The following is a 23,151-nucleotide window of genomic DNA, read 5'->3' as shown; positions in this document are numbered from 1 at the left end:
CAACCCTATCGCCGGAAGAAGTAGTTAATATCTAAACTACCTCATGGGCGGCAGCTGCGACACGTCGTTCCCTGGTCACCTTGAGGAAGGACAGCATCACCGCGCAGAGGACCAGGCAGCCGATCGGGAAGTACAGGCCCACCGACACGTCGTCGGCCGTGGCGTTCTTGCCGATCACGTACGGCCCGAAGAACCCGCCCAGCGCGGCGATCGAGTTGATCGCGGCCAGCCCGACCGCGGTGTGCTCCTTCGACAGCACGCGCGAGGCCAGCGCCCAGTACGGCGCGAGGTAGCCGAGCACGCCGATCGCGACCAGCGACAGGCAGATCAGCGCCGCCACCGGGGTGTGCCGGAACTGGATCGTGCCGAACAGGCCGATCGCGGCCAGCAGCATCATCGCCACCACGTGCCCGCGCCGTTCGCCGGTGCGGTCGGAGTTGCGCGCCACCAGCAGCATCCCGATGGCGCCGACGATCCACGGGATCACGCCGAGGAACCCGATGTTGGTCGCCGAGTACGACGGGTCCATCTGCTTGACGATCTGCGGCAGGAAGAAGGTGAACCCGTACAGGCCGCACGCGGCGAACAGGTTCGCGAACGCCAGGTACAGCACCTTGCGGTCCTTCATCACCCGCAGCTGGCCGAGGAAGGTCTCCTGCTGTTCCGGCGCGTAGTCCTTGTTGATCTCGGCTTCCAGCCATTCGCTCTCCGCGCGGGAGAGGAACCGCGCCTGGCTGGGCTTGTTCGGCAGGTACGCGAGCACGATCAGGCCGACCAGCACCGCGGGCAGGCCCTGCAGGATGAACACCCAGCGCCAGCCGGACATGCCGAACCAGTGGACGTGGTCGAGGATCAGGCCGCCGGTGAGGCTGCCGAGGATCATCGCGATCGGCTGCGCGATCGCCAGGGTCGCGATGGCGCGGCCGCGTTCCTTCGGCCGGAACCACAGCGTCAGGTAGAGCAGCAGGCCCGGGTAGAGGCCGGCCTCGGCGATGCCGAGGACGATCCGCGCGAGGTAGAGCTGCGGGATGTTCTGCACGAACCCGGTGACGGCGGTGACGATGCCCCAGCTGATCGCGATGCGGGCGAGCCAGATCCGCGCGCCGATCTTCTTCATGATCATGTTGCTGGGGATCTCGAACACGACGTAGGCGAGGAAGAAGATCGCCGACGCGGTGCCGAACACGGCCGTGGTGATCAGCAGCTCGTGCTGCATGCCCAGCTGGGCGTAGCTGATGTTGGACCGGTCCATGTAGTTGAACACGTAGAGCAGCGCGACCAGCGGCAGCACTCTCTTGCTCACCTTGCGGATCGTGCGGCTGCCGGGATCCCCGGCGGCGGTGGTTTCGCTCATGTCTCTCCTCGTTGAGTGTCGCGCGAAGTCAGGCCGCGGCGTTGACGCCGGCCAGGCGGCCCATGGTCAGGGCGTTGGCGACCGCGTTGCCGCCACCGACGTAGCGCGGCCCGAGCACGCCGGCCCCGGCCTCGCCCGCGGCGAACAGGCCCGCGATGACCTCGCCGCGTTCGTCGCGCACCGCCGCGCGGGCGTCGATCTCCAGCCCGGCGTGCGTGCACACCAGCTCCGCGGGCAGCAGGCGCGCCGCGTAGAACGGGGGTTCGCCGATGGGGTCCGGGTGGCCGGTCGCGCCCTTGGCGGCGAGCGTGCGGTGCCGCAGGAACTCCGGGTCGTGACCGGACGGCAGCTGCTCGTTCCACCGGCGCACGGTGGCGACCAGGGCGTCCGCGGGGATCCCGGCCTTGCCGGCCAGCTCCTCGAGGCTGCCCGCACGCAGCGTGCGCCCGGCCTCGGCCTCGGCCAGCACGTGGCCGGCGTCCCAGTGCGCGTACCCGGGCGGCAGGCCGCGGCGGGCGCGTTCGTCGAAGATCACCCACGCGGTGCCGCCGTGGGCATCGAGGATGCCGCCGGACACCGCGTAGGAGGCGTCCTCGTCCATGAACCGGCGGCCGGCCGCGTCGACGTGGATCCGCGACTTGGGCGGGAACCCGGACTGCCAGTGGTGCAGCCGCTGGAAGTACGCGGTGGGCAGCATCAGGCCCCAGCCCGCGCCGGTGACCCCGGCACCGACCTGCTCGCCGAAGCGCAGGTGGTCGCCACGGCTGCCGTCGGCGGCGACGACGAACAGGTCCTCGCCCGCCCGCAGCGCCGCCGGGTAGTAACGGGCCAGCAGGCCGGGGTCCCGGGCGAACCCGCCGCTGGCGACCACCACGGCGGTCGCCCGCACCTCGATGCCGTCGGCGACGACGCCGCGGACCCGGCCGCCGGTCTCGATCAGCCGCTCGACGCGGGTGTTGAGGACGACCTCGACGCCCCGGGCGCGCGCGGCCTTGGCGAGCACCTGCACCACGCCGTAGCCCTGGTCCTTGGGCACATGCCCGCGCCACACGTCCTCGACCCCGGCCCGGCACAGGCCCGGGGTGTGCGCGTCGCCGGACACCTTCGCCGGGATCTCCACGCCCAGGCCGATCAGCCACTCCAGCGTCGGGCCCGAGTGGCGGCAGAAGGCCTCGATCAGCCCGGGGTTGAGCTGCCAGGCGTTGAGGTCCATGTAGTGCTGGAAGAACCGCTCGGCGGAGTCCTCGACGCCCAGCGCGGCCTGCACGCTCGTGCCGGCGGCGGTGAACATGCCGGCGGAGAGCTGGGTCGAGCCGCCGAGGTCGGTTTCGGATTCGAACAGCAGCACCGAAGCGCCCCGCTCGGCGGCGGAGACGGCCGCGGCGAGCCCGGCGCCGCCACCGCCGACGACCACGACGTCCCATTCGTCGGTCACGCGAAATCCCCTCCGGTCTCGGCGATGATGCGGTGGTAGAGGCCGTTGGACACCAGACCGCCGTCCACGGTGACCTCGCTGCCGGTCATGTAGCTGGACCTGCTCGACAGCAGGAACAGCACCGCCTCGGTGATCTCCGCGGGTGTCGCCATGCGCCCGGCCGGGATGCTCGCCACGGCCGAGGTGACGAAGCTGCCGGACCCGGCCAGCAGCGCGGTCTCGACGAGTCCGGGGTGGACGGAGTTGACCCGGATCCCCCACTTGGCGAAGTTTCCGGCGGCCGATTTGGACAGTCCGGTCAGCCCCCACTTGCTGGAGCTGTACGCGGGCGAGAAGTAGCCGATCTGGCCGGAGATCGAGGAGATGTTGACGATCGACCCGCCGCCGGAGTCACGCATCAGCCCGGCGACGGCCTTCATGCCGTAGAACGGGCCGGACAGGTTGACGCGCAGCACCCGGTCCCAGATCTCGTCGGTGGTGTCGAGGAACTCCAGGCGACGCGAGATGCCGGCGTTGTTGACCAGGCCGGTGAGGCGGCCGCGGGCCGCTTTGATCTCCTCGACCACGCGCGCCCACGCGGCGGGGTCGGTGACGTCCAGTTCGTGCACCGAGACCGAGCCGCCGTCCTCGGCGATCTCCTCGGCCACCGGGGTCGCGTCGGCGATGTCGGCGAGGCAGACGTGCGTGCCGTGTTCGGCGAGCGCGCGGGCGTGGCCGGCGCCCATACCGGCGGCGGCGCCGGTGATCAGCACCGTGTCCGGGTATTCAGACATGCCGCGACCCGCCGTCGACGGCGATGCTGTGCCCGGTGACGTACCGGGCGCTGTCGGAGAGCAGGAACAGCAGCGGGCCGACCACCTCCTCCGGCGAGCCGAGCCGGTGCAGCGGCACGACGTCCAGCGCGTGCCGCAGCGCCTCCGGGTCCTCCTTGACCCAGCGGGTCATCTCGGTGTCGATGTAGCCGGGGGCGATCGCGTTGACCCGGATGCCGCGGTCGCCGAACTCGACGGCGAGCGACTCCGTGAGGTGCGCGACGGCGGCCTTCGAGGTGCAGTAGGCGGCGCGGCCACGGCGGACGCGGACGGCCGACACCGACGACATGTTCACGATCGCGCCGCCCGGTTCCAGGTGCCGCGCGGCGGTCTGCGCGCCGTAGAGGACGCCTTCGACGTTGACCGACAGGGTCGCGGTGATCTGTTCCGGCGTGATGTCTTCGGCCGGCGCGAACGGGAAGATGCCGGCGTTGTTGACCCAGAAGTCGAGGCGCCCGAACCGCTCCAGCGCCAGCTGTGCCACGGTTTCGTGGTCCGCGGGCTTGGTCACGTCGAGGCGGGCGCCGACGATCTGGCCCGGCTTGTCGCTGTTCGCGAGTTCCGCGGTGAGTTCCTTCGCGGTCGCCAGCATCTGCTCTTCGTTGATGTCGGCGGCGACGACGTGCACCCCGCGCGCGGCGAGTGCGGCGGTGAAGCGCGCGCCCATGCCGCGGGCGGCGCCGGTGACGACCGCGACCTTGCCCGCGAATTCCGGGTAGACGGCCGTCATCGGCTCGTGCTGGGCGCGTGTGTCGCTCATCGGTTCTCCTTCAGGTCGTCGCGGCGCACCGTGCGGTGGCGGATGCGCCAGGTGCCCGCGTGGCGGACCAGGTGGTCGGTGATCGTGGTCTGGCGCAGGAGTTCGGGCGGGCTGTCCGGCAGGGTGCGCACGATCTGCAGGTAGGCGCGCACGACAAGGCCGTCGTCCGCGGGCGTGACGTGCAGGTTGGTGAGGACGTGCCGCGTGACGCCGTCCTGCCCGGCGAAGTCCTCGGCGAACTTCGTCAGCGCCGCCGTCCCGGTGACGGGCGCCGGGTAGCTCGGTGAGCAGAACTCGCCGTCCGGGGTGAAGGTCTCCGCCCACTCGTGGGCACGGCCCTCGTCGATGTGGTGGCTCTGCGCGCCGTACAGCTGGTGCACGAGCGCGAGCGTGTCCGCGTCCACGTTGACCTCCTCCGGGGCTTGCACGCTGCGATCTGCGTGCTATTATCGCACGCAGCGTGCGACTACGGAAACAGTAGGTCGCGGTCCGGTTCGTCGTCAAGGGGGTGCCCGCGTGTCCGAAGTCGACTCGGGGATGTCGAAAACGCTGCACAACGGGCTGCAGATCCTGGAACTGCTCGTCGCGCACCCGCAGGGGATGACGCTGACGGAGATCGCGGAGGGGGTCGGCGTGCACCGGACGGTGGCGCACCGTCTCGTGCGGACGCTGGAGGCGCACCGGTTGTGCCGGCGGGACCGGTTCAAGCGGATCTCGCTCGGCGCGGGCCTGGTGCGGCTGGCCGAGCCGGTGGAACAGGACCTGCGCACGCTCGCGCGGCCCGTGCTGGAGGAGCTGACCGACCTCACGCAGGCCACGGCGCACCTGGTGGTGCGCGAGAACGCCGACGAGGTGCGGATGCTGATGATCGTGGAGCCGCGGCAGGCGCGGATGCACGTGAGCTTCCGGCCCGGCCAGGTGGACCCGATCGACCGCGGCTCGGCGGGCCTGGCGCTGCTGGCCGCGGCGCCGCCGGTGCCGGGCGAGCGGGAGGAGGTGTCGCTGGCCCGCGAGCGGGGTTTCGCGGTGTCCTACGGGGAAATCGCGCCGTCGGTGATCGGGATTTCGGCGATGGTGCCCGGGCGGGAGGTCAGCATCGGCCTGTCGCTCTTTTCGGCCCCCGACGAGGAATCGCTGGGCCGCACGGTGGTGGAGGCGGCCCAGCGACTCGGTTCCCTGCTGCGGTGAACTACGCGGCGGGCCGGACGATGATCTCGTTCACGTCCACCTGCGCCGGCTGCTCGATCGCGTACGCGATGGCGCGGGCGATCGCCGTGGCCGGGATCGTGTTCGCGCGGTAGGTGCGCATGCCTTCCGCCGCGTCCGCGTCGGTGATGGTGTCCGCCAGCTCCGATTCCGTCACGCCCGGCGAAATGGTGGTGACCCGGATGTCCGGGCCGGTCTCCTGGCGCAACCCCTCCGACAGCGCCCACACCGCGTACTTCGTCGCGCAGTAGACCGCGGCCGTCGGGACCACCTCGTGCGCCCCGATCGACGCCACGTTCACGAAGTGCCCGCCACCCTGGCGCTGCATCACCGGCAGGCCCGCCGCGATCCCGTGCAGCACGCCGCGGAGGTTCACGTCGATCATCCGGTTCCACTCGCCGAGCTTCAGCCGCTCCAGCGCGGACAACGGCATGACGCCGGCGTTGTTCACGATCACGTCGACGCGGCCGTGCCCGGCCACCACCCAGTCCACAAAGGACTGCACGTCCGCGGAGTCCGTGACGTCCAGCCGGCGGTACGACGCATCACCGATCTTCGCCGACAGCTCCGCCAGCCGCTCGACCCGGCGCGCGCCCAGCACGACCCGGTGACCGGCCTCGGCCAGCACTTCCGCGGTCGCCCGGCCGATCCCGCTGCTCGCGCCGGTGATGACAACGATCTTGCCCGACATGGGTTCTCCTTTCCTCACCGGCCACTCTCCGCGGAACCGCGCGCCGCAACCAGGGTGTGGTGCACCCACCGTTCCGCACAGCGCGGGGTCCTGGCTGCGCAAGCCCAGTTCCGCGTGCACTTGGCCCAGGTTCCGCTGCCGTGCGGATTGCGGCGGATCTCCTCGACGGTCCCGAGTGCCGAGCGTCCGTCGGCTGATCCGTACGCTGTGCCGCAGCGGTCAACGGGACCCGGGCCTCGAGTCGTACGACACCCTCTGGTCGTTCACCGGCAACTGACGGGCCGTGGGCGGGGCCGGCCGGCCGGACCCTAAGCTCGGGGAATGGCGAAGTACTTCGACGTGCACCCGGACAACCCCCAGCGCCGGTCGATCGGTCAGATCGTCGACCTGCTGCGGCGCGACGGCCTGATCGTCTACCCGACCGACTCCGCCTACGCCCTGGGCTGCCAGCTCGGCAACCGGGACGGCCTGGACCGCATCCGCGCCATCCGGCACCTCGACGACCGGCACCACTTCACCCTGGTCTGCCGCGACTTCGCCCAGCTCGGCCAGTTCGTGCACGTCGACAACACCATCTTCCGCGCGATCAAGGCCGCCACCCCGGGCAGCTACACGTTCATCCTGCCGGCCACCAAGGAGGTGCCGCGGCGGCTGCTGCACCCGAAGAAGAAGACGGTCGGCGTGCGGATCCCGGACCACGTCGTCGCGCAGGCGCTGCTCGCCGAGCTGGGCGAGCCGCTGGTGTCGAGCACGCTGCTGCTGCCCAGCCACGAGGAGCCGCTCACCCAGGGCTGGGAGATCAAGGACGAGCTGGACCACGTGGTCGACGCGGTGGTCGACTCCGGCGACTGCGGCACCGAGCCCACGACGGTGATCGACTTCTCCGGCGGGGAGCCGGAGATCGTCCGAACGGGTGCCGGGGACACCGCGCGTTTCGAATAGCTCTGGACATCGCCGCGCCGACGGGTCACGCTGGAAAAACGCATCCGTGATCCGCGAGGAGGCTGCGATGAGACTGGGCCGGAAACTTGCCGTCGGCGTCGTCGAGGAATCCACGGCCGAAGAGGTCACCCCGGTCGAGGAACCACGCGAGACCGCCGAAACCCCCCAACCGGAGCGCCCCGCCCCCGTCACCGCCGACCGCTGAGCCATGGCGGGCTGGCTGTCGTTGCGCCGCACGCCCCAGGAACGGCGCGACGTCCCGCTGCGCGGTTACAAGCTCGCGTACCCGATGCTCTCCGCCGACGGCACCGAAGCCGGGTTCACCGGGGTGTCGCTCGGCCGCACGCACGCCTACCGCGTGACCGCCGAGGCGAAGTGCGCGCAGAGCAGCCGCCACCAGAGCCCGTCCCGCCTGTGCGACTGCGGGTTCTACTGCTTCCACGAACTCGCCGACGCCCGCGCCCTGGCGTGCGATCCGCAGTACCAGCAGAGCGTGCTGCTGGAGGTGGACGCCGCGGGGCGGTACTTCCTGTACGAGCGGGGCGTGCGGTACTCGAAGCAGACGGTGACGGCCGTGCACGCCGGGTTGTGCGCGTGCGGGTGGCCGGCGCAGGTGTTCGTGGCGACCGGCACCGGGGTCGTGGGGTGGCGCAAGCTGCTGCCGGTGTGCTCGACGTGCGCGGGCAACCGGCCACCGCTGACGCTGGAGCACTTCAGCCGCCTGGCCGGGGTGCCCGTGCACCGGGACGACCGGGCGGTGGCGTTCACCACGGGCGCCACGACCGGCGGGCCGGAGCTGGTGCCGCTGCTGTCGGCGGAGGTGGCGCTGCTGCACGCGCGGCTGGACGAGCTGCAAACGCAGCTGGACAAGCTGACGAAGGGCAGCTGAGCCCGCGGGCCGGGCGGTTGGCTCCGGAACGGCCGCCTCGCGCCGGTGCCCGGAAACGACCACCCCGGAAGGTGACTTGCGCACCGTCCCGGGCCGTCACCGCGGCCCGTGCCCCCGCATAGTTGAGCCGCAACCCGAGCGGGTGGCCCGGCACGACCGGGCGAGTGGCTCACGCACCCTCGCGGAGGTGGCGCTGCTGCAAACGCAGCTGGACAAGCTGACGAAGGGCACCTGAGCCCGCGGAGCCCCGTCCGGGTGAATTTCCGCCCGTCAGCTGCCTGTCGGCGCGGCATCCGCGTAGTTCAGCCGCAGGCCGGGGCGCGGCCACTCCGTCGCGTAGAGCTTGCCGGCACCCGACGACGTGATGTACGCCGTCCGCAGGCCGGGGCCGCCGAAGCAGATGTTCGTCACGAACCGGTCCGGCTCCGGCGGCCGCACCACCTCCAGTAGCTCCCCCGCCGGGCTGAGCACGCTGATCCCGCCCGTCATGAGCGTCGCCACGCAGACGTTGCCCGCCGAATCCACCGCGAGCGAGTCGAGCATCTGGTAGCCGCCGAAACCGTGCAGCAACGCCGCCCCCGCGGGGCCGTGCACCCCACCCGGCGGGCGCGAAATCCGGCCCGGCCCGTCCACGTTCCAGAACCACACCCGCCCGGTCACCGTCTCCGCCGCGTACACCCGCGAACCGTCCGGGGACAGGCCCACCCCGTTCAGCCCGGTGAACCCGTAGGCGATCTCCGCGACCCGCGAACCGTCCGCCCGCGCGTAGTACAACCCACCGCGATCGCTCTCCCGCGGCCGGTGTTTGCCCAGGTCGGTGAAGTAGAACCCGCCGTGCGCGTCGAACACCAGGTCGTTGGGCCCGCGCAACGACCGCCCGTCCACCGACGTGTACAGCTCCGTCACCGCGCCGTCCCACGACACCCGCTGGACGCACCCGCCCCGGTAGTCCGGCGGCTGGTCCCCGGGCAGCGTCACCCCGCCGCGGTGGTGCCAGGCGAACCCGCCGTTGTTGCAGACGTAGACCGCCCCGTCCGGGCCGATCGCCGCGCCGTTCGGCCCGCCGCCGCAGTCCGCCACCACGGTCACCGACCCGTCCGGCCACACCCGCGACACCGTGCCGCGCTCGATCTCCACCACCAGCACCGAACCGTCGTCCAGCGCGACCGGCCCCTCCGGGAACCGCAGCCCGCTCGCGATCTCCCTCACTCCTGCTCCAGGTACTTCGGATTCGCCACCAGCACCCGGTCGGTCACGTCGGCCCGCACCGCCGCGACGACCTCCGCCACCGCCACGGCACCCGACCGCAACGCCCGCGCCAGCTCCGCGCGCGACGAGAACCCCAGCGCCGCCAGCCGTTCCCCGTGCCGCCGCTCCTGCCCGGCACCGCAACGCAACTCCCGCGAGACGATGCCCAGCACGTTCGCCGCCACCCGGGCCTGGAACGACAACCGCCCCTCGGTGCCCGGCATGACCTCGGCGCGCAGGAACTCCCCCACCGCTTCGACCAGCTCGGCCGCGCTCGGCCGGCCGTGCAGATCGGGCACCGGATCCGGCACCGCGTCGACCGGAACGGCGGGCACCCCGAGCGCGGTCAGCAGGTCGTGCTCCTGCTCGCACACCCGCCGCCCGACCGCCGCCAGCTCGACCGACCGGATGCGCCCGCTCAGGTGCCGGTCGGCCTGCCGCAGGCACAACACCGCCCACCGGACCGTCCCGAACACCTCCCACCAGCGCACCGCCGCCGGATCGGGCCGGAACCCGGCCACCTCGGCGTAGCCGTCCAGCAGCTCCTCCCGGCTGCCGAACCCGCCCACGGGCAGCGGCGAGCCGAACCGCCACGCCTTGACGCACAACCAGCCCAGGTCCTCCAGCGGGTCGCCGCGGTGCGCCAGCTCCCAGTCCAGCACGGCGGCGAGCCCGTCCGGGCCCACGATCAGGTTGCCGTTGCGGAAGTCGCCGTGCACGACGGTGTCCCCCGCCGGTTCCGGCCGATGTTCTCGCAGCCACCGCAGCCCGATTTCCAGCGACGGCAACGGCTGGCCGAGCGAGTCGTACAGCTCCACCAGCGAGTTCAGCGGATCCACCTCGGACAGTCCGGGCACGGCGGGCATCGCGTGGATCCGCGCCGCCACCCGGCCCAGCTCGGCGGCGAGCTTCGGCCGCACGTCCGCGAGCTCCGGTTCCCGCAGCAGCCGCCGGGGAATCGTCTCGCCGTCGACGTGCTCGGTGATCAGGTACGGCGAGCCCAGCACGTCCGCGCCGTGGTCCACCAGCCGCGGCACCGGGACACCGGCCTCGCGCGCGGCCCGGAACAACGCGGCCTCCTGCGCCATCTCCTCCGGACGGCACTCCCCCGGCGGGTCTCGCCGCAGCACCAGCCGCCCGCCGGGCTCGGCCGTGAACGCCCAGGTCTCCCGGCTCGCGCCACCGCTGAGCCGCCGCAGCCCGGTGATCTTCGCGCCCAGCCGCCGCCCCAGCGCCTCCGCCAGCCCGGTCATCGCCTGCCCGGCCCCGCGAACCCGAACAGGTACCCGGCGATCTTGCGCATCTGGATCTCCTCGGCGCCCTCGGTGATCCGGTAGCGGCGGTGGTGCCGGTAGATGTGCTCGAACGGGGTGTGCCGGGTGTAGCCGAGCCCGCCGTGCACCTGCATGGCGCGGTCGGCGGCTTCGCACACCAGCCGGTTGGCGCGGTAGTTGCACATCGACACCTTGTCGCTGATCAGCAGGTGGTCGGTGCGGTCGAGTTCCCACGCGGTCTTGCGCACGAGCGTGCGCACCAGCTCGGCCTCGGTCTGCAGCTCGACCAGCGGCCACTGGATCGCCTGCCGCTCGGCCAGCGGGCGGCCGAACGTGCGGCGTTCCCGCGCGTAGTCCACGCTGCGGTCGATGCAGTACTGCGCGGCCCCGACCCCGGAGGCGGCCTGCCGGATGCGGTTCTCGTGCACGAAGTGCTGCGCCAGCGCCAGCCCGCCGCCGACCTCGCCGAACACCGCCGTCGACGGCACCCGGACGTCGGTCAGCGTCACCTCGGCGTGGTCGGTCGGCATGTTGAACGTCCACCAGTGGAAGTCCACGGAGAACCCGGGCGTGCCGGTGGGCACGATGAACGCGGTGATGCCGCGTGGATCGCCGCCCGCGCCGGAGGTGCGGGCGAAGATGACGTCGTGGGTGGCGGAGTGCAGGCCGGAGTTGAACCGCTTGGCGCCGTTGAGGATCCAGTCGTCGCCGTCGCACACCGCGGTGGTCTCCAGCCAGGTCGCGTCGCTGCCGTGGTCCGGTTCGGTCAGTCCGAACGCGACCCGTTTGCGGCCGGTGATCATGTCCTCGACGAACTCGCTCTGCTGCTCCGGCGTGCCGGCGGCGAGGAACATGTGCACGAACGGGAAGTTGCCCACCACCGAGGATTCGTTCTGCAGGTCGTTGTGCAGACCGAGCCCCTTCGCCGCGAGGTGCTCGCGGATCACCGCCATGTCGAGGTTGCTGCCGTCGCCGCCGCCGACCGACTTCGGCAGCCCGTACCGCAGCCAGCCCGCCCGGTCGGCGCGCCGGAACATCTCCCGCAGCAGCTCCTCCCACTCCGGGCGGGGCGTGCCGCCGGCTTCGAAATCGGTGCGGGCGTACTCGCGGCGGTGGTCGAAGAAGCGTTCGTTGTCGTCCTGGCGTTGCAGGGGCCAGATCTCGTCCGCGAGGAACCGGTCGAGGTCGGTGAGCAGCTGCCGCAGCGCCCCGGGCAACTCGAAGTCCATCAGGCAACTCCTTGCGTGGCGGGAGAAACGTGGGGCACTATCCGCGGATGACCAACCCGTTCGACCTCACCGGCACGCGTCCGTCGTCACCGGCGGCAATTCCGGGATCGGCCTCGCGATGGCCGGCGCGCTCGCCGCCGCCGGCGCCGACGTCGCCATCTGGGGCACCAACCCCGAACGCAACGACACGGCCGTCGCCCAGCTGTCCCGGCACGGCACGACGGTGCTCGCCGTTCGCTGCGACGTGGGCGACGAGGACGAAGTCGAGTCCGCGATGGCGCGCAGCGTGGAAGCGCTGGGGCGCCTGGATTCCTGCTTCGTCAACGCCGGGGTGGGCGGCGCGGGCAGCCGGTTCACCGAGACGTCGCTGGCGGAGTTCCGCCGCGTCACCCGGGTGGACCTGGACGGCGCGTTCCTGACCCTGCGGGCGGCGGCGCGGGTGATGCTGGCGCAGGGCACCGGCGGCAGCCTGGTCGGCACCTCCAGCGTGGCGGCGGTGCAGGGCCAGCCGCGCGGGCAGGCGTACGCGGCGAGCAAGGCCGGGCTGACCGCGATGATCAAGTCGATCGCGGTCGAGCTGGCCCGGCACGGCATCCGCGCCAACGCGATCCTGCCCGGCTGGGTGCACACGCCGCTGGCGGCCCCGGCGCTGGACTCGGAAGGGTTCCAGCGCCGGGTGCTGCCGCGGATGCCGGTCGGGCGCTGGGGCAGGCCGGACGACTTCGGCGCGCTCGCCGTGTACCTGGCCAGCCCGGCCAGCGCCTTCCACACCGCCGACACGATCACCGTCGACGGCGGCTACCTCAGCTTCTGACCCCGCGAGTCCCACACTCAGGACCGCGAGTCCCACATTCAGGGCCGCGAGTTCCACATTCGGCCGCAGCACGACACCGCCGCGAACGTGGAACTCACGCGCGGGAACGTGGAACTCGCGCGCGGGAACGTGGAACTCGCGCGCGGGAACGTGGGACTCGCGGGGCGGGCTCACGGGGTCCCGGGGAAGGGTGGCACACCGGAGGGGTAGTCCGTGGACACGCGGCCCGGGAAGGTCGGCGCGCGTTTTTCCAGGAACGCCATCACGCCTTCCATCGCGTCCTTGCCGGCGCCGAGCTGCAGCAGCGCGCGGGAGTCCGCGCGGTGGGCGTCCCACGGCGTGGGTGAGCCGAGCATGCCCCACAGCAGCTGCCGCGACACCGCGACCGACACCGCCGACGTGTTGTCCGCGACCTCCCGGGCGATCGACATCGCCGCCGGGATCAGCTCGTCCGGCGGCACGACCCGCGAGACCAGCCCGCCGGCGCGCGCCTCGGCCGCGTCGAACACCCGCCCGGTCGCCACCCACTCCATCGCCTGCGAGATGCCGACGACCCGCGGCAGGAACCACGACGACGCGGCCTCCAGCAGGATCCCGCGTCGCGCGAACACGAACCCGAACCTGGCGTTCTCGCTGGCGATCCGGATGTCCATCGACAGCGACATCGTCACGCCGACACCCACCGCGGGCCCGTTGAACGCACCGATGACGACCTTCTTGCACGCCGCGATCCGCAGCGCCACCGCGCCACCGGCGTCCCGCGGCACACCGTCGATCTCGCCGAACCCCTCGACGTCGCCGATCGCGTCCTTGTTGAACGTGCCCGCGCCCCGCTCCAGGTCCGCGCCCGCGCAGAACCCGCGCCCGGCGCCGGTGACCACCACCACGCGCACCGAGTCGTCCGCGTCGGCCTCGTCGAACGCCGCGACCAGCTCGTGTGCCATCTCCAGCGTGAACGCGTTGAGCCGCACCGGCCGGTTCAACGTGATCGTGGCGATCCCGTCGGAGACCTCGTAGATGATCTCGTCGTAACTCACCGCACCGCCCATCGTCCCGTGTACACCGCTTCGGTCTTGCTGAGGAACGCCTCGAACGCGGCCGGCGCGTCCTCGGTCGCGAAGTTCACCGTCTGCGCTCGTGCCTCGCCCTCCAGGGCTTCGCGCAGCGTCCGGCTCGCGCCCTCTTCGAGCAGCCGTTTGCTCAGCGCCAGCGCGATCGGCGGCGCCTCGGCCAGCTCCGCCGCCAGGCCGTCCACAAAGGAATCGAGCTCGCCGTCCGGCTGGATCCAGGTGACCAGGCCGAGGTCGTGCGCCTCGGCCGCGCCGATCATCTCGGCCCGCAACGCGAGCCGTTTCGCCTGCTGCAACCCGACGAGCCGGGGCAGCAGCCACGAGCCACCGAAGTCGAGCGACAGCCCGCGGCGGGCGAAGATCTGGCTGAACCGCGCCCGCTCGGTGGCCACCACCAGATCACACCCCAGCGCGAGGTTCCAGCCCGCCCCGACCGCGACGCCGTCTACCTTCGCGATCGTCGGCTTCGAGATCTCGTTCAGCGCCAGCGCGACGTCGTTGACCCGGTGCATCCGGGTCAACGGGTGGTCCTTGCGGTCCGCGGACAGGTCGGCGCCCGCGCAGAAGTCACCACCCGCGCCGGTGACCACGACTACCCGCACGTCGTCGTCCCGCTCGGCCCGGTGGAACGCGTCGTACAGCCCGTCCCACATCGCCTGGTCGATCGCGTTCTTGCGGTGCGGCCGGTTCAGGGTCACGGTCAGCACCGCGCCCGCCCGGTCGAGCAGCACCGGCTGGTCCGTCACGAAACACCGTCCAGCCGCCGCGCGAGCCGGGCCAGCTGCTCGTCGTGGCCGCCGAACAACAGCTCGCTGCTCTTGGCCCGCTTGTAGCAGAGGTGCGCGTCGTGCTCCCAGGTGTAGCCGATGCCGCCGTGCAGCTGGAGCCCGGACGCCGCCGCCGCGAAGTAGGCGGGCCCGGTGAACACCTGCGTGGTGGCCGCGGCCAGCGGCAGCGCGTCCGGGTCGTGGTCGGCGGTCCACGCGGCGTGCCGCAGCAGGGATTCCGCGCGTTCACTCGTGCTGTAGAGGTCCGCGCAGGCGTGCTTGACCGCCTGGTAGGAGCCGATGGCGCGGCCGAACTGCACCCGCACCTTGGCGTACTCCACGGTGGTCTCCAGCACCTTCGCGATGCCGCCGACCTGCTCCGCGGCCAGCGCCACGGACGCGAGGTCACGCACCTTCTCCAGCACCGCGGCCGGATCCGCGGTGTCGACTCTCCGCGCCGGGGTGCCCGCGAAGTCCAGTTTCGCCTGCCCGCGCGTGGGGTCCAAAGTGGTCAATGGCGTGCGCCGCGCGTCCTCAGCGACGAACCAGCCGTCGGCCGAGTACACCACGAAGACGTCGGCCACGTCACCGGAGATCACGAACGGCGCGTGCCCGTCGAGCACCCAGCCGCCGTCCCGCTCGGTCGCGGTCACCGGCGCCGGGCCCCAGGACTCGGACACGGCCAGCGCGCCGATCTTCTCCCCGACCGCCAGCGCGGGCAGGACCTCGGTGTCCCCCAGCGCCACCAGCGCGTCGGCCGCGAGCACCGCGGAGGCGAAGAACGGCACCGGCGCGAGCGCGCGGCCCAGTTCCTCCAGCACCACGCACCGTTCGACGTGCCCGGCGCCCGCGCCGCCCTGGTCCTCGGGCACGACCAGCCCGGTCAGGCCCAGCTCGGCCAGGTGCCGCCACAACACGGCGTCGTAGGTCTCGTCACCGTCCACCACGGACCGGACGTCGCTGTGGTCGGCGAGCAGTTTGCGCACCGTCGACCGCAGTTGCTGTTGTTCGGTGTCGAGCACCAGCTGCACGATCCCTCTCCTTTCAGGCGGGTCGCTGCGTGCCCACCCGCAGCTCGCGGAAGGGCACGTCGCGGTCGACGACGGGTTCGCGGGGCAGGCCGAGGATGCGGTCCCCGATGATGGTGCGCTGGATCTGGTCGGTGCCACCGGCGATGCTCGACGACGGCGTCTGGTTGATCGCCAGCGCCAGTTCGTCCCCGGCCGCGTCGCCCGGCTCCCACGCCGTGGCCCGCGGCCCGGCGATCAGCCCGGCGACCGCGACGGCCTGCTGTTGCAGCTGTGCACCGGCGAGCTTGGCCACCGACCCGCGCGCGCCCGGCGGGGACCCGGCCTCGGCCTCCTGCCGCAGCCGCGTGTTGAACAGCGCCAGCGCCCGCTCCGCCGCGTACAGCTTCGCGAGTTCGGCTCGCACCACGGGATCGGCGTCGCGCCCGTACCGGCGCGCGGTCTCGGCGAGGTTCGCGTGGGCCAGCGGGTCGTGCCGCTTGCGGACGAACCCGCCGATCGACACGCGCTCGTGACCGAGCATGGTCACCGCGGCGAGCCAGCCCTGCCCGACCTGGCCGAGCACCGCGTCCGCGGGCAGACGCAGGTTCTCGAAGTACACCTCGTTGAACGGCGCGCGCCCGGTCATGTCCTTGAGCGGCCGCACCGTCACGGCCGGGTCGTGCATGTCGATGAGGAACATCGTCAGGCCCTGGTGCTTGGGCACGTCCGGGTCGGTGCGGGCGAGCAACGCACCGAAGTCGGCCAGGTGCGCGACCGTCGTCCACACCTTCTGCCCGTTGATCACCCACTCGTCCCCGTCGCGGACCGCACGGGTCTGCAGGCTCGCGACGTCGGACCCGGCGCCCGGCTCGGAGAACAGCTGGCACCAGATCTCGTCACCACGCAGCAGCGGCGGGATGTAGCGCGCCTTCTGCTCGGGTGTGCCCAGGTCGAGGATCGTCGGCCCGCACATGCCCATGCCGATCCGGAACACCGAGTTGGGCAGGTCGTAGCGGGCCGACTCCTGGTCGAAGACCTGCTGTTCGGCCGCGGTGAGGCCCTGACCGCCGAACTCCGCCGGCCAGGTGATCCCGGCCAGCCCCGCGTCGTAGAGCGCGGCCTGGAACCGCTTGGCGGTCGCCAGTTCCTCGTCGCCGGGGACGTTCTCGGCGAGCCACGCCCGGACCTTCTCGCGGAACTCGCTCATGCGACCAGCTCCAGGATGGTGGCGTTGGCCTGGCCGCCGCCCTCGCACATGGTCTGCAGGCCGTAGCGGATGCCGGCGGCACGCATGTGGTGCACGAGCGTGGTCATGATGCGCGCGCCGCTCGCGCCGAGCGGGTGGCCGAGGGCGATCGCGCCGCCGTGCGGGTTGAGGGACTTGGCATCGGCGCCGGTCTCGGCCAGCCACGCCATCGGCACCGGCGCGAACGCCTCGTTGACCTCGAACACGCCGATGTCGGAAATCGACAAGCCACTGCGCTGCAAGGCCTTCTTCGTCGCCGGGATGGGCGCGGTCAGCATGATCACCGGATCGTCGCCCGCGAGCACCGCGGTGTGCACGCGTGCGATCGGCCGCAGGCCGAGCTGGGCCGCCTTCTCACTGGTCGTCATCAGCAGGGCGGCGGCGCCGTCGCTGATCTGCGAGCTGTTGCCCGCCGTGATGACGCCGTCCTCGCGGAACGCGGGCTTGAGCCCGGCCAGCTTCTCCAGCGAACCGCCGCGGCGCACGCCCTCGTCGGCGGTGACGTCCGCGATCGGCAGCAGCTGGTCGTCGAAGGCGCCCGCGTCCTGCGCGGCGGCGGCCTTCTCGTGCGAGGCGAGGGAGAACTCGTCGACCTGGGTGCGGCTGAACCCCCACCGCTCGACGATCATCTCCGCGCCGATGCCCTGGTTGGGCCGCACCCCGCCGTACCGGGCGAGGACCTGCTCGCCCAGCGGGTTCCTGCCCTGCGCGGAGAAGCCCATCGGCACCCGGCTCATCGATTCGACACCGCCTGCCACCACCACGTCGTAGTGCCCGGCGATCAGCCCGGCGGCGGCGAAGTGCACGCTCTGCTGGGACGACCCGCACTGCCGGTCCACGGTCACGCCGGTCACGCTCTCCGGCCAGCCCGCGGCGAGCACGGCGTTGCGGCCGATGTCGCCGGTCTGCTCACCGGCCTGGCTCACGCACCCCCACACCACGTCGTCGATCTCGGCCGGATCGAGCCCGGACCGCTCCGCCAGACCACGCAGCACGTGTGCCGACAGGTCCACCGGGTGCACGCCGGACAGGCCGCCCTCGCGCTTGCCCACGGGGGTGCGCACCGCTTCCACGATCACCGCGTCTCGCACGGCTCCTCCTTCACTCGGCCGCGGCCGGAGCCACGTACTTCTCCTTGAGCCGCCGCTTCACCAACTTGCCCGTCGGCGTGCGGGGCAGTTCGTCCACGAAGTCCACGCTGCGCGGCGCCTTGTAGTGGGCGATCCGCTCGCGGACGTAGGCCAGCAGCTCGGCCGCCAGCTCCGGACCGGGCGTGGCGCCGGGCGCGGGCTGGACGAACGCCTTGACCGCCTCGCCCATCTCCTCGTCCGGCACGCCGATCACCCCGACGTCGAACACCGCGGGGTGCAGCGCGAGCGCGTCCTCGACCTCCTGCGGGTAGATGTTCACCCCGCCGGAGATGATCATGAACGCCTTGCGGTCGGTCAGGTGGAGGAAGCCGTCCTCGTCGAGGTAGCCGACGTCGCCGGTGGTCGTCCAGGTTTCGTGCTCGGGGTGCTGCGCCTCGCGGGTCTTGTCCGGGTCACCGTGGTAGGTGAACGGGACCTCGTCGCGTTCGAAGTAGACGGTGCCGATCTCCCCGGGCGGCAGCAGCTCGCCCGCGTCGTCGCAGATGTGGGCGACGCCGACCACCGCGCGGCCCACCGAGCCGGGCTTGGCGAGCCACTGCTCGCTGTCGATGAACGTCATCCCGGCGCCCTCGGTGGAGGCGTAGTACTCGTAGAGGACCGGCCCCCACCAGTCGATCATCGCGCGCTTGACCTCGACCGGGCACGGCGCGGCGGCGTGCACCGCGACGCGGTGGCTGGACAGGTCGTAGCGGCCGCGCACCTCGCCGGGCAGCTTGAGCATCCGGACGAACATCGTCGGCACCCACTGGCTGTGCGTGACGCGGTGGGTCTCGATGGCGCGCAGCGCGGCTTCGGCGTCGAAGCGTTCCATCATCACCACCGTGCCGCCGAGGCGCTGTGCGGTCGCGCCGAACCGCAGCGGCGCGGCGTGGTAGACCGGCGCCGGGGACAGGTAGACCGTGTCCGGGCCGAAGCCGTACATGTGCTGCAGGACCGGGGTCAGCACGTCGCCCGGCTCGTCCACCTGGCGGTCCGGCAGGTCGACCTTGATGCCCTTCGGGCGGCCCGTGGTGCCGGACGAGTAGAGCATGTCCGCCCCGGCCGGCTGGTCCGCCGGGCGCTCGGGCGAGCCGGTGGCGAGGAAGTCGTCGAAGTCCGCGTACCCGTCGGCCGCGCCGCCGTAGACGAGCTTGACCGGCACGTCCGGGAGCAGCTCGGCGACCGCGGCGGCCAGCGGGCCCAGTGCGGCGGAGACGACCAGGGCCCGCGCGCCGGAGTCGGTGACGATGTAGGCGACCTCGCCCGGGGACAGGTGGCTGTTCACCGCGGCGAGGTAGCGGCCGGAGCGCAGGGCGGCCCAGTAGACCTCGTAGGCGCGCACCGAGTTGTCGCTGAGCAGGGCGACGGTGTCGCCACGGCCGAGGCCGGCGCGGGTCAGGGCGTCGGCGAGGCGGGTGGACCGCTCGTCGAGCTCGCCGTAGGTCAGCCGCTCGCCTGAACCCGCCATGATCACGGCGGGCTTGCCGGGATCGGCGTCGGCGTGGGTACCCGGGTACATGCGGCTCCTCCTCGAACCGTGGGACTCCCCTGCGAGAGTGCAAGGTTCCGGCGTAACAGTCAACACCGACTGTTAACGGCTATGGTGATCGGCGTGGTGACCGAAACCCGGAACCGGCAGGACCGCGCGACGAGCACGCGCACGTTGATCCTGGACGCGGCCGTGGCGTGCCTGGTCGAGCTGGGCTACGCGGGCGCGTCCACATTGGCCATCCAGGCCAAGGCCGGCGTGTCCCGTGGCCGCCTGCTGCACCACTTCCCGTCCCGGGACGAGCTGCTGGTCGCGGCCTCCCAGCACCTGACGGCGACCCGGCTCGCCCAGACCGAGGTGCGGGTCGCCGAGCAGCTCGCCGACGAGCCGGAGGGCCCGCGGCGGGTCGAGCGGTGCATCGAGCTGCTGTGGACGACCTTCCACGAGCCGCCGTTCTGGGCCGCGGTCGAGCTGTGGACGGCGGCGCGGACCAACCCGGCGCTCGCGGCGGCGCTGCGGCCGGAGGAGCGGGCGCTGCGGGAGGCGATCCGCGAGGTCGGCGACCGGATCTGGGGACCGGCGGTGTGCGCCCACCCGAACTACCCCGAGCTGCGCGAACTGCTGTTCACGAGCATGCGGGGCGCGGCGCTGCCCTACACCTTCGAACGCCACCGGGACCCGGCGAACGATCCGCACGTCCCGCTGTGGAAGTCGCTGGCGCACCGCCTGCTCTTCACTGACGGTCAGTGTTGACTGTTTCGCCGCGGGCACGGTAGAAACGCGGTACCTGACCCGCCGGATCGCCGAGGTTGCCGATGCCCGGAGTTGTCGAAGTACCCCGCCTGCTCGGGCGCGGGATGACCATGGGCGACCAGCTCGCCCGCCACGCCCGCACCCAGGGCGGCCAGCCCGCCTTCTCGTTCGAGGGCACCACCCTCACCTACGGCCAGTTCGACACGCGCGTGAGCCGGCTGGCGAACGCGTTGCGCGACCGGGGCGTCGGCTACGGCGACCGGGTGGTCGTGCTCGGCCTGAACACGCTGGAGGTGCTGGAGACCTACTTCGCGTCGACGCGCCTGGGCGCGATCTGCGTGCCGGTGAACTTCCGGCTCGTGGCCGACGAGATCGCCTACGTGCTCGCCGACAGCGGGGCCCGGGCCAGCGTGGTGCACGCTCCGCTCGCCCCGGCGCTGGCGAAGGCGCGCGAGCAGGTCGGCGACCGGGGCCCGTGCCTGGTGTTCGGCGGCGCGTTCGAGGGCATGGCGGACTACGCGGAGGCGCTGGCCGCGGCGTCGCCGGAGTTCGACGAGATCACGGTGGACGAGCAGGACCCGGCGTTCATCATGTACACCTCGGGCACCACGGGACGGCCGAAGGGCGCCGTGCTCACCCATTACAACCTGCTGATGCACGCGTTCAGCAACATGGCGACGCTGGGCACCGGGCCGGAGGACAAGGTGTGGCTGGCCGCCGCGCCGCTGTTCCACATCGCCGGGCTGTCCGGGATGCTGCCGAACCTGCTGCTCGGCGGCCGGACGGTGCTGCTGCCGAGCGGCCGGTTCGACCCGGTCGCGGTGGTGGACCTGATGGAGCGCGAGCGGGTGTCGTCGGTGTTCCTGGTGCCGGCGCAGTGGCAGGCGATCGTGAACGTGTCCGGGATCCGCGAGCGCGATCTGTCTGCGCTGTCGAAGATCTCGTGGGGCGCGGCGCCGGCGTCGACGACCCTGCTGCGCACGATGATCGACACGTTCCCCCAGGCCGAGGTGACGACGGCGTTCGGGCAGACCGAGTGCAGCCCGGTGACCACACTGCTGCGCGGCGAGGACTCGATCCGCAAGATCGGGTCGGTCGGCAAGCCGATGCTCAACGTCGAGGTGCGCGTGGTCGACGACGACATGAACGACGTGCCGCGGGGCGAGGTCGGGGAGATCGTCTACCGCAGCCCGATGGTGATGAAGGAGTACTGGAACAAGCCGGCCGAGACGGCGGAGGCGTTCCGCGGCGGCTGGTTCCACTCCGGTGACCTGGTGCGGCAGGACGAGGACGGCTACTACTTCGTGGTGGACCGCAAGAAGGACATGATCATCTCCGGTGGGGAGAACATCTACTGCGCCGAGGTGGAGAACGTCCTGGCGGCGCACCCGAAGATCGGCGAGGTGGCGTTGATCGGCGTGCCGGACGACAGGTGGGGCGAGACGCCGCTGGCGGTGATCGCGCCACGCACCCCTGGCGACGCGCCCACGGCCGCGGAGCTGGAGGAGTGGTGCCTCGACCGGTTGGCGCGGTACAAGCGGCCGCGCCGGATCGCGGTGGTGCCCGCCCTGCCGCGGAACCCGAGCGGGAAGGTGCTGAAGACGCAGCTGCGGGCCGACCGGGAGGCGGGCAAGCTGCCGATCGAATCGGCCTAGCCGCCGGTCAGGGCCTTGACGACGCGGGACGGGCTGGGGCGGCCGAGCCGCTGTGCCATCCAGGCGCTCGTCCGCACGAGCGCGTCCAGGTCCACGCCGTGCTCGATGCCCAGGCCGTCGAGCATCCAGACCAGGTCCTCGGTGGCCAGGTTGCCGGTGGCGGCCTTCGCGTAGGGGCAGCCGCCGAGGCCGCCCGCGGAGGAGTCCACTGTGGTCACTCCGGCCCTCAGGGCGGCGAGCGTGTTGGACAGCGCCTGGCCGTAGGTGTCGTGGAAGTGCACGGCGAGCTGGGAGACGTCGCCGAACGCGCCGAGGACCGCCTCGACGTGCCCCGGCGTGGCGACGCCGATCGTGTCCCCGAGGGAGAGCTGGAAGCAGCCCATGTCGAGCAGCCGCCGCCCGGCGGCCGCGACCTGCTCGACGGGCACGGCGCCCTCCCACGGGTCGCCGAAGCACATGGAGAGGTAGGCGCGCACCTCGAGCCCTTCGTGGCGGGCCCGCCGCACGACCGGCTCGAACATGGCGAACTGCTCGTCGAACGAGCGGTTGAGGTTCTTGCGCGCGAAGGTCTCGGTGGCGCTGCCGAAGATGGCGATCGCTTCCACGCCCAGCGCCAGGGCCCGGTCGAGGCCGCGCTCGTTGGGGACGAGGACGGGGTACTTCACGCCCGGGCGCCGGTCGAGCTTCGCGAGCAGGTCATCGGCGTCGGCGAGCTGCGGGACCCACTTCGGGTGGACGAAACTGGTCGCCTCGAGGGTCGTCAGCCCCGCCGCGGCGAGCCGGTCGAGGAACTCGAGCTTGGTGTCCAGGCCGATCACGGTCTGCTCGTTCTGCAGCCCGTCCCGCGGCCCGACCTCCCAGATCGCAACCCGAGCGGGCAACTCGCCCCGGGACGCCTCCCGCTGGGGCAGCCCCAGCTCACGCACACTCGCCACAGGAACAGGTTAACGCTGACTAACGCAGACGTCCAGCCGCGCAGCGCACACAGCGAAGCTGGGTGGTCATCCCGGAGCCTGACACCGGACGATCACCTTGAGCCAGGGCCGCAACCCGGGCTGGGTCGTGAGTTGGCATGCCAACCTTGCGGCCCTGGCTCAAGGTGATATGCACAAACCGGAAGGCGACGGGATGACCACCCAGCGACCACCCCGTCAAGGTGACGTGCCTGCATTCCCCGTCATCCCGGAGCCTGCCCGTCCGGCGAGGACATCTTTTGATCTTTAGAGGTGGCTGGGGGCAGACGAAGAGCCCGCCCTGCGGGCGGGAAAACCAGGGCGCCTACGGCGCCTGACGGTCACCTTGGGTGCCACCTCCCCCGCCCCCTCTCGTTGAGTGTGTATTGGTCGCCGAGCAGCGGCGTCAAGGCGGGAAAGAGTA

The 23,151-nt window shown here is 71.9% G+C and carries 24 protein-coding genes; 8 read left to right on the top strand and 16 right to left on the bottom strand.

Going from position 1 to position 23,151, the window contains the following annotated elements:
• Nucleotides 1-31: 31 nt before the first annotated feature.
• Genes L1857_RS12625 through L1857_RS12605 form a run of 5 tightly spaced genes read right to left on the bottom strand, consistent with a single transcriptional unit; the run spans nucleotide 32 to nucleotide 4,765 of the window.
• Nucleotides 32-1,354, bottom strand: coding sequence for an MFS transporter (locus L1857_RS12625; RefSeq protein WP_116110073.1), 1,323 nt, complete (start codon nucleotides 1,352-1,354; stop codon nucleotides 32-34).
• Between the two features lie 28 nt (nucleotides 1,355-1,382).
• A complete protein-coding gene (locus tag L1857_RS12620; protein WP_283258010.1) occupies nucleotides 1,383-2,789 on the bottom strand; it encodes an FAD-dependent oxidoreductase in 1,407 nt (468 codons plus the stop codon).
• Entirely contained in the window at nucleotides 2,786-3,562 is a 777-nt protein-coding gene (locus L1857_RS12615; RefSeq protein WP_116110075.1) for an SDR family NAD(P)-dependent oxidoreductase, read from the bottom strand. The genes L1857_RS12620 and L1857_RS12615 overlap by 4 nt, the downstream gene beginning before the upstream one ends.
• Nucleotides 3,555-4,361: an SDR family NAD(P)-dependent oxidoreductase gene (locus tag L1857_RS12610; RefSeq protein ID WP_205413195.1), complete on the bottom strand. Its 807-nt coding sequence runs from the start codon at nucleotides 4,359-4,361 to the stop codon at nucleotides 3,555-3,557. Before L1857_RS12610 ends, L1857_RS12615 begins: the two co-directional genes overlap by 8 nt.
• Nucleotides 4,358-4,765, bottom strand: a complete 408-nt coding sequence (locus L1857_RS12605) for a nuclear transport factor 2 family protein (RefSeq protein ID WP_094004864.1) — start codon at nucleotides 4,763-4,765, stop codon at nucleotides 4,358-4,360. Before L1857_RS12605 ends, L1857_RS12610 begins: the two co-directional genes overlap by 4 nt.
• A 112-nt stretch (nucleotides 4,766-4,877) precedes the next feature.
• On the opposite strand from L1857_RS12605, the gene L1857_RS12600 reads away from it, so the two are divergent.
• A complete protein-coding gene (locus tag L1857_RS12600) occupies nucleotides 4,878-5,549 on the top strand; it encodes an IclR family transcriptional regulator (RefSeq protein WP_233157184.1) in 672 nt (223 codons plus the stop codon).
• Between the two features lies 1 nt (nucleotide 5,550).
• Here L1857_RS12600 and L1857_RS12595 read toward each other — a convergent pair whose 3' ends face one another.
• Nucleotides 5,551-6,258: an SDR family oxidoreductase gene (locus tag L1857_RS12595; protein ID WP_116110076.1), complete on the bottom strand. Its 708-nt coding sequence runs from the start codon at nucleotides 6,256-6,258 to the stop codon at nucleotides 5,551-5,553.
• 321 nt (nucleotides 6,259-6,579) lie between these two features.
• Here L1857_RS12595 and L1857_RS12590 point away from each other — a divergent pair, with 321 nt between their 5' ends.
• From L1857_RS12590 to L1857_RS12575, 4 genes are all read left to right on the top strand, one after another.
• The gene (locus L1857_RS12590) at nucleotides 6,580-7,200 is read left to right on the top strand and encodes an L-threonylcarbamoyladenylate synthase (protein WP_094004862.1); all 621 of its coding nucleotides are present in this window, start codon (nucleotides 6,580-6,582) and stop codon (nucleotides 7,198-7,200) included.
• Nucleotides 7,201-7,267: 67 nt separating this feature from the next.
• Nucleotides 7,268-7,405, top strand: coding sequence for a hypothetical protein (locus L1857_RS12585; protein WP_167481506.1), 138 nt, complete (start codon nucleotides 7,268-7,270; stop codon nucleotides 7,403-7,405).
• Nucleotides 7,406-7,408: 3 nt separating this feature from the next.
• On the top strand, nucleotides 7,409-8,089 hold the full coding sequence (locus L1857_RS12580) for a hypothetical protein (protein WP_094004861.1): 681 nt from the start codon (nucleotides 7,409-7,411) through the stop codon (nucleotides 8,087-8,089).
• 76 nt (nucleotides 8,090-8,165) lie between these two features.
• Nucleotides 8,166-8,324 carry a hypothetical protein gene (locus L1857_RS12575; RefSeq protein ID WP_162830998.1) on the top strand — a complete coding sequence of 53 codons (159 nt, stop codon included), beginning with the start codon at nucleotides 8,166-8,168 and terminating at the stop codon, nucleotides 8,322-8,324.
• A gap of 35 nt (nucleotides 8,325-8,359) precedes the next feature.
• On the opposite strand, the gene L1857_RS12570 is transcribed toward L1857_RS12575, so the two are convergent.
• From L1857_RS12570 to L1857_RS12560, 3 genes are read right to left on the bottom strand one after another with little or no spacing between them, the layout of a single operon-like run.
• Nucleotides 8,360-9,298 (bottom strand): SMP-30/gluconolactonase/LRE family protein, encoded by a 939-nt coding sequence (locus L1857_RS12570; protein WP_116110077.1) that lies wholly within the window; start codon nucleotides 9,296-9,298, stop codon nucleotides 8,360-8,362.
• Entirely contained in the window at nucleotides 9,295-10,590 is a 1,296-nt protein-coding gene (locus L1857_RS12565; protein ID WP_116110078.1) for a phosphotransferase family protein, read from the bottom strand. Before L1857_RS12565 ends, L1857_RS12570 begins: the two co-directional genes overlap by 4 nt.
• Entirely contained in the window at nucleotides 10,587-11,840 is a 1,254-nt protein-coding gene (locus tag L1857_RS12560) for an acyl-CoA dehydrogenase family protein (RefSeq protein WP_249465170.1), read from the bottom strand. The genes L1857_RS12565 and L1857_RS12560 overlap by 4 nt, the downstream gene beginning before the upstream one ends.
• Nucleotides 11,841-11,958: 118 nt before the next feature.
• On the opposite strand from L1857_RS12560, the gene L1857_RS12555 reads away from it, so the two are divergent.
• The gene (locus tag L1857_RS12555) at nucleotides 11,959-12,654 is read left to right on the top strand and encodes an SDR family NAD(P)-dependent oxidoreductase (RefSeq protein ID WP_240323114.1); all 696 of its coding nucleotides are present in this window, start codon (nucleotides 11,959-11,961) and stop codon (nucleotides 12,652-12,654) included.
• A 170-nt stretch (nucleotides 12,655-12,824) separates the two neighbouring features.
• Here the strand turns inward: L1857_RS12555 and L1857_RS12550 are convergent, their stop codons facing one another.
• From L1857_RS12550 to L1857_RS12525, 6 genes are read right to left on the bottom strand one after another with little or no spacing between them, the layout of a single operon-like run.
• On the bottom strand, nucleotides 12,825-13,703 hold the full coding sequence (locus tag L1857_RS12550) for an enoyl-CoA hydratase-related protein (protein ID WP_116110080.1): 879 nt from the start codon (nucleotides 13,701-13,703) through the stop codon (nucleotides 12,825-12,827).
• On the bottom strand, nucleotides 13,688-14,470 hold the full coding sequence (locus L1857_RS12545; protein ID WP_249465169.1) for an enoyl-CoA hydratase/isomerase family protein: 783 nt from the start codon (nucleotides 14,468-14,470) through the stop codon (nucleotides 13,688-13,690). The genes L1857_RS12550 and L1857_RS12545 overlap by 16 nt, the downstream gene beginning before the upstream one ends.
• Nucleotides 14,467-15,522 (bottom strand): acyl-CoA dehydrogenase family protein, encoded by a 1,056-nt coding sequence (locus L1857_RS12540; RefSeq protein ID WP_116110082.1) that lies wholly within the window; start codon nucleotides 15,520-15,522, stop codon nucleotides 14,467-14,469. Before L1857_RS12540 ends, L1857_RS12545 begins: the two co-directional genes overlap by 4 nt.
• Nucleotides 15,523-15,535: 13 nt before the next feature.
• Complete coding sequence (locus L1857_RS12535) at nucleotides 15,536-16,708, bottom strand: acyl-CoA dehydrogenase family protein (RefSeq protein ID WP_116110083.1); 1,173 nt, start codon at nucleotides 16,706-16,708, stop codon at nucleotides 15,536-15,538.
• On the bottom strand, nucleotides 16,705-17,838 hold the full coding sequence (locus L1857_RS12530; protein WP_094004852.1) for a thiolase family protein: 1,134 nt from the start codon (nucleotides 17,836-17,838) through the stop codon (nucleotides 16,705-16,707). Before L1857_RS12530 ends, L1857_RS12535 begins: the two co-directional genes overlap by 4 nt.
• Before the next feature lie 10 nt (nucleotides 17,839-17,848).
• Entirely contained in the window at nucleotides 17,849-19,396 is a 1,548-nt protein-coding gene (locus L1857_RS12525) for an acyl-CoA synthetase (protein WP_094004851.1), read from the bottom strand.
• Between the two features lie 93 nt (nucleotides 19,397-19,489).
• Between L1857_RS12525 and L1857_RS12520 the strand changes: the two genes are divergently transcribed.
• On the top strand, nucleotides 19,490-20,119 hold the full coding sequence (locus L1857_RS12520) for a TetR/AcrR family transcriptional regulator (protein ID WP_233157183.1): 630 nt from the start codon (nucleotides 19,490-19,492) through the stop codon (nucleotides 20,117-20,119).
• Between the two features lie 62 nt (nucleotides 20,120-20,181).
• Entirely contained in the window at nucleotides 20,182-21,774 is a 1,593-nt protein-coding gene (locus tag L1857_RS12515) for a long-chain-fatty-acid--CoA ligase (protein WP_116110086.1), read from the top strand.
• Here the strand turns inward: L1857_RS12515 and L1857_RS12510 are convergent.
• The gene (locus L1857_RS12510; RefSeq protein WP_162830999.1) at nucleotides 21,771-22,709 is read right to left on the bottom strand and encodes a hydroxymethylglutaryl-CoA lyase; all 939 of its coding nucleotides are present in this window, start codon (nucleotides 22,707-22,709) and stop codon (nucleotides 21,771-21,773) included. The two genes, L1857_RS12515 and L1857_RS12510, sit on opposite strands and share 4 nt — an antisense overlap.
• Nucleotides 22,710-23,151 lie beyond the last annotated feature (442 nt).

This window comes from Amycolatopsis thermalba (assembly GCF_023376025.1).
Lineage (GTDB): Bacteria > Actinomycetota > Actinomycetes > Mycobacteriales > Pseudonocardiaceae > Amycolatopsis_E > Amycolatopsis_E thermalba.
The sequence above is the reverse complement of the archived record's forward strand: the minus strand, read 5'-3'. Positions and strand labels throughout refer to the sequence as shown.

Coding starts and splice junctions, on each gene's coding strand:
- L1857_RS12565 (WP_116110078.1), bottom strand. CDS start 10,590: ATGACCGGGCTGGCGGAGGCGCTGGGGCGGCGGCTGGGCGCGAAGATC.
- L1857_RS12560 (WP_249465170.1), bottom strand. CDS start 11,840: ATGGACTTCGAGTTGCCCGGGGCGCTGCGGCAGCTGCTCACCGACCTC.
- L1857_RS12555 (WP_240323114.1), top strand. CDS start 11,959: ATGGCCGGCGCGCTCGCCGCCGCCGGCGCCGACGTCGCCATCTGGGGC.
- L1857_RS12550 (WP_116110080.1), bottom strand. CDS start 13,703: ATGGGCGGTGCGGTGAGTTACGACGAGATCATCTACGAGGTCTCCGAC.
- L1857_RS12580 (WP_094004861.1), top strand. CDS start 7,409: ATGGCGGGCTGGCTGTCGTTGCGCCGCACGCCCCAGGAACGGCGCGAC.
- L1857_RS12615 (WP_116110075.1), bottom strand. CDS start 3,562: ATGTCTGAATACCCGGACACGGTGCTGATCACCGGCGCCGCCGCCGGT.
- L1857_RS12525 (WP_094004851.1), bottom strand. CDS start 19,396: ATGTACCCGGGTACCCACGCCGACGCCGATCCCGGCAAGCCCGCCGTG.
- L1857_RS12610 (WP_205413195.1), bottom strand. CDS start 4,361: ATGAGCGACACACGCGCCCAGCACGAGCCGATGACGGCCGTCTACCCG.
- L1857_RS12590 (WP_094004862.1), top strand. CDS start 6,580: ATGGCGAAGTACTTCGACGTGCACCCGGACAACCCCCAGCGCCGGTCG.
- L1857_RS12595 (WP_116110076.1), bottom strand. CDS start 6,258: ATGTCGGGCAAGATCGTTGTCATCACCGGCGCGAGCAGCGGGATCGGC.
- L1857_RS12585 (WP_167481506.1), top strand. CDS start 7,268: ATGAGACTGGGCCGGAAACTTGCCGTCGGCGTCGTCGAGGAATCCACG.
- L1857_RS12535 (WP_116110083.1), bottom strand. CDS start 16,708: ATGAGCGAGTTCCGCGAGAAGGTCCGGGCGTGGCTCGCCGAGAACGTC.
- L1857_RS12625 (WP_116110073.1), bottom strand. CDS start 1,354: ATGAGCGAAACCACCGCCGCCGGGGATCCCGGCAGCCGCACGATCCGC.
- L1857_RS12515 (WP_116110086.1), top strand. CDS start 20,182: ATGCCCGGAGTTGTCGAAGTACCCCGCCTGCTCGGGCGCGGGATGACC.